Origin of the sequence: Corynebacterium sp. HMSC06G04 (genome assembly GCF_001807365.1) — a bacterium.
Taxonomy (GTDB): domain Bacteria; phylum Actinomycetota; class Actinomycetes; order Mycobacteriales; family Mycobacteriaceae; genus Corynebacterium; species Corynebacterium simulans.
On sequence record NZ_KV788618.1, the window covers coordinates 218079 to 227724 of the forward strand.

At 48.4% G+C, this 9646-nt stretch carries 7 protein-coding genes and 1 pseudogene; 7 read left to right on the plus strand and 1 reads right to left on the minus strand.

Annotated features, from left to right (window positions below; all coding sequences use genetic code 11):
• Position 1 precedes the first annotated feature (1 nt).
• The 7 genes from HMPREF3158_RS08865 (at position 2) to HMPREF3158_RS08895 (ending at position 9215) form a co-directional block, all read left to right on the plus strand.
• Positions 2–1345 carry a hypothetical protein gene (locus tag HMPREF3158_RS08865; protein WP_070498169.1) on the plus strand — a complete coding sequence of 448 codons (1344 nt, stop codon included), beginning with the start codon at positions 2–4 and terminating at the stop codon, positions 1343–1345.
• A complete protein-coding gene (locus HMPREF3158_RS08870) occupies positions 1345–3759 on the plus strand; it encodes a CgeB family protein (RefSeq protein ID WP_070498171.1) in 2415 nt (804 codons plus the stop codon). Before HMPREF3158_RS08865 ends, HMPREF3158_RS08870 begins: the two co-directional genes overlap by 1 nt.
• Positions 3760–5688, plus strand: a complete 1929-nt coding sequence (locus HMPREF3158_RS08875; protein ID WP_070498174.1) for a hypothetical protein — start codon at positions 3760–3762, stop codon at positions 5686–5688.
• Positions 5675–6541, plus strand: coding sequence for a hypothetical protein (locus HMPREF3158_RS08880; protein ID WP_070498176.1), 867 nt, complete (start codon positions 5675–5677; stop codon positions 6539–6541). Before HMPREF3158_RS08875 ends, HMPREF3158_RS08880 begins: the two co-directional genes overlap by 14 nt.
• On the plus strand, positions 6538–7374 hold the full coding sequence (locus tag HMPREF3158_RS08885; RefSeq protein WP_168161762.1) for an ABC transporter permease: 837 nt from the start codon (positions 6538–6540) through the stop codon (positions 7372–7374). The genes HMPREF3158_RS08880 and HMPREF3158_RS08885 overlap by 4 nt, the downstream gene beginning before the upstream one ends.
• Positions 7367–8164, plus strand: coding sequence for an ABC transporter ATP-binding protein (locus HMPREF3158_RS12585; protein ID WP_083291070.1), 798 nt, complete (start codon positions 7367–7369; stop codon positions 8162–8164). The genes HMPREF3158_RS08885 and HMPREF3158_RS12585 overlap by 8 nt, the downstream gene beginning before the upstream one ends.
• A gap of 94 nt (positions 8165–8258) precedes the next feature.
• Entirely contained in the window at positions 8259–9215 is a 957-nt protein-coding gene (locus tag HMPREF3158_RS08895; protein ID WP_371326204.1) for an APC family permease, read from the plus strand.
• A 42-nt stretch (positions 9216–9257) separates the two neighbouring features.
• Here HMPREF3158_RS08895 and HMPREF3158_RS08900 read toward each other — a convergent pair.
• Positions 9258–9646: pseudogene (locus tag HMPREF3158_RS08900) on the minus strand (hypothetical protein); the annotation flags it as partial.

Sequence of the window (9646 nt, forward strand, 5' to 3'; positions counted from 1 at the left end):
CATGCAGATTCGAGAGAAGGATTTCCGACACCGTAATCAGTATTTAATGCCGATTAATGTCGCATATATTGGGGACAATATTGGGGCTCATCTGTGGTCCAATTTCTGCCGCGTAATTCGGCCTGACTTGACAGAAATTGAATATTTCTTTGAACAGGTCGATTGCAAGCTTCTTGTGATCGATACAAATGCGGGTGCGCCAATTGGTAGTAGATGGGCTAGTCTGTCTGGAGATGCTGTAGCCTGGAGCAAATCTAATTATTTCGAGGTAATCCGAGCAGCCCAAAGTCGTGGAATTCCCGTCATGGGATGGATTGTCAATGATTTCCCCATAAACTGGGGAATTGAAAAGCTTGCCGAAGTCGTCGACCACTGTCTGGTTTCGGAGAAAGAGGGCCTAGAGGTATTATTTAATCGCGGAATCTCTGCTGCGTATCTGCCTCTTTGTCCAAGCCTTCGACATGGAGTTCTATCGCGTCGAGTAACCCAACGGGGCGTTGAAACAGCAGTCTCTTATCAAGGATACAAAAAGCTCCCTGGGAGACTATCTCTAGGAAAAGACCGCTCTTCCTATTTCCGTTCCATCGGTTGGGACTACCGTTTGGCCTCAGATAACCCGAATGCTGCACTGAACACGACCCCATTGGACTTCATGTTTGAAGACAATTATGGATACGTTGGATTCGTAGTGGGTACTGGTAAGCCGCCTGTATTTGAACTTGTCGATGCAATTTTTCGGGGTGCTTTGCCAGTAGCTCTTCCCGGAAAAGGTATCGATAGAAACGCAGTCAATCCCCTCCCGGAGATTTTTCCAAACTGTAGTTTTCAGGTTATTGAACCCGAGACGCCGCCTTCCAGAGCACTCGAACTAAAGAGTCCTTTTTTTCTTAGTGCGATCGCGAACTTTTGTTTCGAGGCTTTTCTGATTGACGCTTTGCGTTCGTTCGAGTTAAAGGATTTCGTTCCCACATCGATCGCTTGGATATTTCCTGCAGACAGTCAGTTAGAGCCAAGCAGTATAGTTAAAAGGTTTTTTGAGTGTAGTACCCCCTCCGGAGTAGCGTTTTTAGAGACTGAGGAAGGGTGGCTCTATTGTTCTAGGGAGCCAGAACCGAAGGCTATTGTAGTCGATGCTGCGGCAGTTTCTGTGTTAAGCAGAAAGGCTAAGATTTGTCTCTGTGACTCCAAAGAGTTCGGAGATGCGAATTTCAAAGCATTGGAGACCATAGCTATGTGCTTTGATGCAGATGAGCTGAGCAAATTTCGGAATGCTTTTCTTGATGGTGCGATTCCGAATTTTCTGCCTGACGTTTCTAAGACAATGCTACGAGAGGTTCTGAAATAATGCGGGTTGCTATTTTTGACGGGATTCAGGAAGAACATTTGGCCTCGAGCCTCGAGCGTTCGTTTCGGAAGCGAGGCCATCAAGTCCTTAATACCGGTAGGTTTGGAAGCGGATTCAAATTCCCGACAGCTCCTAGCGCATTGGCCCTGTTGGAACGTAATGCTCAGCAAGTTGTGGATTTCCAGCCAGATCTTATTCTGGTTTTTCGGCCGGCCTCAGCACCAGAGAGCGTTCTCCGAAAGCTGAAAGCTACTGGCGCCAACGTTTTTGCTTGGCTCTGTGACGATCCTGTCCTTTGGGAGCTTTCTTATCGCACAAATTCACATATGTATGATGCTTTGTTGCATTGTGGTGATGTCGACGTCATTGAGCTTTATGACAAACATCTAGGTCACCCTGGAGGAATCAATTTTCCATTTTGGACAGATAACACTGCATTTCCCTATGTATATGGGAATGCAGGGTTTGATAGCGATCTTGTCTTTCTTGGCAACGCTCAGGGACAGCTCAGACGCAAGCGTTATCACGATTTAGCAGGTCTTTCTCTGAACGTAAAAATGCATGGTCTGACAGGATTGGACTATGCCAATCTGAATCATGGATACCTTGATTCTGATCGAGAAGTAATCGAGTCATGTGGACGAGCCAAAATGGCAGTGAGCTTTCCGCAGTATTTTAGAGATCATAAAGGGCTGGACACTTGGTTTGAAGGGTTAGCGGATTTTGAGTTCTTTCCGTTCCCGTCTCGCGTAATTCAATATGCTGCAATGGGCCTGCCAACCATATGTGTTGTTCCGTCGGTGGAAAAGATTCGGCACTTTCCTGAGCTAATTCCCGTTCCTTCAATTGACGCAGTCGACAAGGTATTTTCCGAGTTTTCGGAGTCGGACTTAATTGACCTATCATTGGCAACTGCCGAACGGTTTGCTGAAAATTTCTCGGCAGATAGTCGGGTGTTGTGCTTGGAAGCCATGATGGAGTCTGATGAATGGCGGGACTTAAGTTCCGTTGAACGCTCACAATGGTTCACGAAATTTGATGGTCGAGAGTTAAAGGTGAAAGGGTATTCTTCGGATCCTGGGATTAACACATCGACGTTTGACTTTTCTAAAGCGCTGGAATGGTACAGCGGAGAATCTCCTTCGTTGAAACGGTCGGTAGTACTGCATTCCTTCGTGAAAGAGGACGATCTGTCATTAGGAAACATTTTGTCTCGTGGCCTTAAAGAGCTCGGCATTACAGTAGATAAGCCTGGGACAAAGCCGCAGAGTAAGTCGACCCACTTTTGGATACTGAATGGTCGAGCTGAGATTACAAAGCTCGACTCACCTTTGACTTCCAACAGTGTAGTTTTTTTCCTAGACGGAAATTTGGATTGCACTGATGCGGAGTTTTCGACTATTGCCGGCGCTCATAAGTTTGTAGTCCGAACAGCTCACGCCAAGCAGGCACTTACGTTAGCCGGAGCTGATGATGCCGACGTGCTAATTTACCCGTGGTTATATGAATTTTACGGAATTCGGAAATTCTTACGTGTTGGTGGTGCAAAAAGAGCAGATCGAAAGCTTTTGGTGGTGGAATCAGCTGGAACCGCAACTGTGCCTCGCTCGCTCTCATCAGATCTGAAGTACTATGACGGCGACGTTCGATGGATAACGGTCGGCTCCGGCGTAGGCCTCGATGAACTAGCGGCAGAGCTTTCTGGATGCACGGATGTGTTGGTCGGGCCGACAAAAATTGGGCGGACGAATTTTATTCCGGATTGGTTTGGCTACCTGATACTGACAGACTGCGAAGTATACTACGCGAGGACTCTTCCGAAATTCTCCCCAATTGGTCTCGGTGAGCGTTACTTTTCTGTGGGGGAGCCTGGCGAATTAATCCGAAAAGCTGAGCGTTTGCGATTGAAAGTCCATACTGTGCCCTTTGGTCGAGAAGTCCGGAAGGACGTAGCGAGTATCGACCAGTATTCGGTGAAGAAGCTACTGCTGGATCTAGGCCTGCTTGACAGTTCTGAGTTCTCTCCGGGCACTACGGCGTACTCTCTGAACGTTTGGCCGGGTGAATGCCTTTCTCTCGCCAACACATTCAGTCTCGATGAACTTTGTCAGCTGCAGGACAGGTATGGTTTAACGGCTAACGCCCATTTAACCGTAACAAGTACCTCCGAAGCTATGGAAACTATTCGAAATCAGCTTAGGGTAACTCTTGGAAGCTATCCTTTTGACTGGGCCCATTCGATAGTGTTTAGAAAGGAAGCAAAGATTTCGATTCCTTTGGACGAATTGCGGCATACTTTCGTTACGTGCAATAGCCCGGCAACGATCAAACTTGCTGTATCAGCACGAAAGAATGACAGGTCGTCAAGAAAAGATCGACTTCCAACTCCGCGAGCCGTTATTAGGAGAGACTAAATGTCTATTCGTGAATTCCCCTTTGGGTTTTATTTTGGCAAGTCTCAAAAAACGCCAACGATTCCAAACTTCGAGCAGCGTTCGATAAATGCCGAGTTTGAACTAGGAGTGCGAAATGAAACCCAAGTTCAAATCTCGAACCGGGATACGGTGACTATAGTCGTAATCGGTATTGCATACGACGTGGGCAGAACAGAGGATTGGCATAGCTCTATCGCAGATAGCCTGATAGTCTCTTGGGAGACAGGTGAAGCTGCATTTCATTCACGATTGGACACGTTGGCCGGGCGTTATACAATCTTCGTTGTCTCTGACTCTTCGTTCCGTGTATATCATGACGCTTTAGGTATGAGTTCTACTTATATTAATGCGTCCCATAGTCTAGTTTGCTCGCATATTGATCTTGGTCGTCGTGTTTGCGAAAATAGAATTAAAGAATTGCCGCCGCTAGAGCCTTCTGGCCAGCATTATCGAGGGACCGAAACCCCGGATCCTAACTATAAGGCACTCTTGCCCAATTTCTATTTTGATTCTGCCTCGAGCGCGTTCAATCGATTTTACCCTCGCGGTGAAATGAAGTATTCCAATAAAACCCTAGAGTTCCGGATGAGCCGGGGTGAGGAACTTGTTCGACGTTCCGTTGTAAATTTGGAGAAGCAAGGGTTGAAATTGTACGCTGCGTTGACTGCGGGGTCAGATTCTCGATTGGTGACCGCAGCTTTCCGTGCAGAAGACATTCCTGTTTCGTTCGTGACCTATGGGCAAGAAAGGGTTTCTGAAAAAGAAACGCCAACGGAACTGTCATACCAGCAAGACATTTTGTGTGCATCTCGAATCGCGAAAGACCTTGGGCTAACTCACATCAAGGTTCTCGTAGATAGCTTGGGAGACTTTAGGGCTCTAACTCAAGAAGAGTCCAGTATTCTCAACCGAAATTCAACTAAGCGTCACGCAAGAAATTTTCAAATTGTGTACGAGGAAATGATCGGGAATCGTAGCGCCGTTATGGCGGTTGCGCCGGGGCTAGAATCCTGGATTGACTATTTTTCTAGTTCACAACCCGGAATTACGCCCAAGCAGGATTGGGAGGCGTGCTACTTAGCAGTTGCAGGACTCGTAAACGAGGCACCTGAAATTAAGCGGCAGGCGCTGGAGAAAGCGTGGAACGATGGCGCATTGGATCTAGTTAAGGACTACGAAATATCTCTTTCGAATCTTGTTTTTTGGGAGATTCGTTGTGGACGGTTTCAATCTGAAGCTATCAATAGCCAATCGACTGCATTCCTTCCCATCAATCCTCTTGGTATTCGAGAATTGATTGAAATCGCAAACACACTTCCATTTACGCAACGAAAATCTCGGAGATTCCACAGGGAACTAATTCAGCGTCTCTTTGCGCCACTCGATGCCTATCCTTACAACGGAGTCCGCTCCATTCCGGATACAAGTGAAATTCAGACTTCGGAGGAATCGTACGTTGATTCATCTGAAAAGGGTCACTCATGTATTCGTTTTACGGTTGAGGATTCCGTATCCCTCACCTCAGATACGTTATGCAAGGGTGACCGGGTGTATAAGCAATATGTTTTTCCATTGGCTCAAGGAGCTGCTGAGATTGTCATCGAAAATGGATACGCGCTCTCCAAAGCGACAAAGGCAGTCGCTATTTTTGTAGAAGTTGACGATGGGCAGACAATTCGGTTGGATATTGGATGGTCCTCGGAGCCTCGGTCGATTACAGTATCGGGCTTGCAGCGCGGGCAACTCATTAAAATTGGGGTTGAAGCGTTGACTAATTTGGGACGTTCTTGGATTGCGCCTTCAAGGAGTGTAGTCAAGAGTCTGCGCGTCTATGGAGAGCCTTATTTTGAGGAGCCAAAAATTCTAACCAACGATCGTCTCGGGGAGATTTCTAATGCAAGCGAGTAATTTTTCCTTAACTGGATGCGACGGAGTCAAGATATCTCTTGATCTCGAGCGATTGAGACAGAGATTTGAAAGTGGCGAGGCTTTTAGCTTTTTCGCGTACGTTGAGGGCACTAAGATTCCGGTGTTTTTGAAGAAATCCGACCGGTACCACGAGGTTCTTTTTGTGGCTTACAATGGTGCAGTAGATCGAAACCGTTCGCAGGATGGCGTTGTCTTCCAACGTTCAACTTGGGCCGATGAAATCAATGCTAGCTTCATTGGAATTGCGGATCCGACTCTACTAATTCACCAACGACTATCCCTAGGATGGGGGCAGGTGGACGGAAAGAAATTCGCGCCGATTCTTTATCTGAAGTTAATAGAATTTTTGCGAGAGGTTCTGGGCTTACCTGCCGCGGACCGAACCCTACATTTTGGAAGTTCAGCGGGTGGCTATCAAGCTTTTTGTACTAGCGTCCTCGACAAAAGGTCTCGCAATTTGACGAATAATCCTCAGTTTGACTGGTTCGCTTACGATTTAAAATCGCGGGTGCAAGCTGTTCAAACAACGGTATTGAAAGATTCGAATGGGACGCGAACACTATTGAATGAACCGTGGCGCGTTAGGGCTTGGGAATTGGTTGTTTCCAATCGCTACTTTCCGCGGAGTGAAACTTATGTGAATGTTGCGTCATATAATGATTTTGAGATTCAATATATGGGAATGATTCGTTCTTTGCGTGCGATCGATTTCGTGGACACTACTTGGCGTAATGAATTTATCTTTTATCGTGATCCTGTTGCGAAGCATTCCCCACTCGCAAAAGTTCCAGCGTTGGCTTCAATCAACCGATCGCTGGGGTTCCTGAGGTGACGAAGCATGATGCTACGGAATTGATCGAAATTGGCGCTAGTCCGAATTGGCGTGATTACTTTCAGGAAATATGGCACTATCGTCATTTCATTTGGGTGAATGGCAAGACTCGGGCCCGCTTAAGGAATTCTGGTTTTGTCCTCGGAAGCTTTTGGACAGTGGCTCGACCAATTCTTGACATTGCAATCTACGGATTGATCTTTGGTGTATTACTCCACACTTCAAGGGGCGTTGAGAATTTCTTGCCATTTTTGATCGTGGGCGTTGGTTGGTTTGGCCCGCTTACTAATAGCTTGAGTGATGCAGCAGGACTCATGCGGACGTATAGAAATCTTTTGAGATCCTTCAATTTCCCAAGGGCAATTATCCCCCTTTCTGGCTGGGTGACTGCGATTCTCAACGCATTGCCGACTCTTGTAATTGCGTCAGCTGTTGGATTTATCTTAGGAGGGAACTTTGAGGCTCCGTATCGCTTGCTTTTGTTGATTCCACTATTTTTTCTAATGGCTGCGTTTACGCTCGGCATATTTTTTGGCGTGTCTTCGGCAACCTATTTTTTCCCAGACCTTAAGGTTTTTATCTCGACTATTTCTCGAATTTGGTTTTATGTAAGCGGTGTATTTTTTAGCATCGATAGTTTATTTGATATCGATTATGTGAGGTTTGTAAGCAACGCAAATCCAGCTTTTTATCTTTTGCAGTTGGCTCGCGAAATAGTTGTTTATGGTGGGATTGGCGGAGCATGGAACTGGGCAGCACTCACCAGTTTGAGCGTATCTTGTTTCCTTATCGGATTACTGATTTTTAAGCTTGGGGAATCAAGATATGTGTGACAAACCATTGACTCTTGACATTCAAAATGTGTCAAAAAGATACAGACTAAAAAGGCCCTCTTTTTTCGATCGGTTCAAATCTCAAGCCCTTGACACTAGTAATGAGTATTCTTGGGCTCTTGGGAAAATCAACCTACGACTGGTTGAGGGGGATTCGGTTGGTCTCTTGGGCAGAAACGGATCGGGAAAGTCCACCCTGATGCGTATTCTTGCTGGGGTCGAGCGACCAACGACTGGAAGAGTCTTTGCTAGGTCCCGCCCGGCGCTTCTCGGAGTAAATGCGGCACTAATCCCATCTCTTTCCGGGAGGAAGAACGTTGAGCTTGGTTGCTTGGCTGCGGGAATGCATTTGGATGAGATTGAGAAACAGATGCCCAAGATTATTGAGTTTTGTGATCTTGGGCAGTATTTTGACCAGCCGATGGAATCCTATTCGTCTGGAATGTCAGCTCGGCTGCGGTTTGCCATTGCTAGCGCATCAAGTCCCGATATCTTGTTGGTGGATGAAGCTCTTGCCGTAGGAGATGCCACGTTTAAGGATAAGTCTAGAGATTTGGTTAACGGAATTCTCGAGTCTGCTGGCACCTTGTTGTTGGTTTCGCATTCTCCCGCGGACATTACGAAGTTTTGTCAAAAAGCTGTTTGGCTCGAACAGGGGTATTTGATTTGCGTAGGTAACGCAGAAGAAGTATCTCTCAAATACCGAGAATGGACTTGGCATTTAGCACTTGGAAAGCTTGATAAAGCAGATGAGCTTTTGATCGACGCTATTGATGAAGAGTTGCTGTAGCCGGTTTGCGCTGACACTAGGGTACTCGTGCGTCGTCGCGTTGAATGCGTCGGCAGTCACGCTCGTCTTCCGTGTCACGTTCCCTGAATTGGTCATGAGGGGCGCGCTTTCTGGCCAGTTTCAGTTCTTTGCTGTTGTGATCATGATTGTGGCGGTGGTGGTCATAGTGGCGTCGATGGTGATTTATTACGTCGCCAAGCGCCCGGCGCTTGCACCCGCTTTCCCAGTGGACGTCCCGCCGGCGGCGGTTGCGACCTTCATCGCTTTTGCCTCGTGGGCCTACGTGGGCTTTGATTCCATTCCGCAGTCGGCGGGCGAGTTCAATTTCTCGCCGAAGAAAGCGCTAGGCCTTCTGATGTGGGGAATCATTGCGGCGACCTTGATCTACTTGGCGATGATGCTCGCAACCTCAATCGCTGTGGGAACCCGTCACGATGCTTATGAAGGGGAGGCATGGCCGCCGGCGGCAGCCATCAGCGAGGTGATGGGGCCTGCCGGTTTGGTGCTCATGGTTGTAGCCGTCAGCGCCGGAGTTCTTACTGGGTTGAACGGATTCTTCACTGCGGCAAGCCGAGTCTTGTTTACTCTTGGCCGCGCCAACCTAGTCTCGAGTCGGCTGGGTGAGCTAAATGGTAAGCAGCGCACCCCGCGCAATGCGATTCTCTTGGTGTGCGCGGTGTGCCTGGTTACCCCGTGGTTTGGGCGCGCGGCCTTGACGTGGGTCGTCGATATGTCCAGTGCTGGCATCACGGTGGCGTATTTCTATACGTGCTTCTGCGCATGGAAGATTGCGCGTACCGGGCAGGTTCCTGGGATGTCCGAGCCGATTGCGCCGAACAAGTTCTATGAGTGCTTCGCGCTGGCCGGGTGCATTCTCTCCATCGGGTTATTGGTGCTGCTCTTCGTTCCGGGCTCGCCTGGCATGCTGGGAACGGCTCCGCTCATCGCGCTGGTGGTCTGGGTTGTGCTGGGGCTGGCGTCGTGGTCTATCAAGAGCCGGCAGCTGAAGGACGTGCCGCCGGAGGAGACGGCGGCGTTGATTTTGGGGTAGTGGGGGTGATTAGTCGGCGATGGTTGCTGGATGGGCGAGCGACTACATGGTGCCTCGGTAAACCGAACGGTCATTTAGCCGAGTGGTCTCGAATGGGGCGAGGACGTCGAATCTTGAGAGCTTCTCCCATATTTTGCGTGATTGTCCACGGTCGGTAAGGATACCGAGCTTCACACAGCGGAGGAGTACTGCTTCGGTGTTAAAGACTGTTGCTGCCTGTCGCTTGCGTATGAGTGCTTTCGCGTCTTCGTCATCGATAATGATGGCAGTACGCGCCGAAGGGTCCTCATCAAGGAGCGCTAGGCAGTGAGCGATTGCGACGTATTCTCCAAGGTTCTTCGCCATTCCGCCCTGGATCGAGAATCTGGGGCCCGCGAATAGGCGGATGTGCTTGAAGATGCTGAGAGCGGCTTGTTGGTAGGGGTGTTGCG

What these genes read in the sequence shown, in the direction of transcription:
- HMPREF3158_RS08870 (WP_070498171.1), top strand. Translation starts at nt 1,345, where the DNA reads ATGCGGGTTGCTATTTTTGACGGGATTCAGGAAGAACATTTGGCCTCG.
- HMPREF3158_RS12585 (WP_083291070.1), top strand. Translation starts at nt 7,367, where the DNA reads ATGTGTGACAAACCATTGACTCTTGACATTCAAAATGTGTCAAAAAGA.
- HMPREF3158_RS08880 (WP_070498176.1), top strand. Translation starts at nt 5,675, where the DNA reads ATGCAAGCGAGTAATTTTTCCTTAACTGGATGCGACGGAGTCAAGATA.
- HMPREF3158_RS08875 (WP_070498174.1), top strand. Translation starts at nt 3,760, where the DNA reads ATGTCTATTCGTGAATTCCCCTTTGGGTTTTATTTTGGCAAGTCTCAA.
- HMPREF3158_RS08865 (WP_070498169.1), top strand. Translation starts at nt 2, where the DNA reads ATGCAGATTCGAGAGAAGGATTTCCGACACCGTAATCAGTATTTAATG.
- HMPREF3158_RS08895 (WP_371326204.1), top strand. Translation starts at nt 8,259, where the DNA reads ATGAGGGGCGCGCTTTCTGGCCAGTTTCAGTTCTTTGCTGTTGTGATC.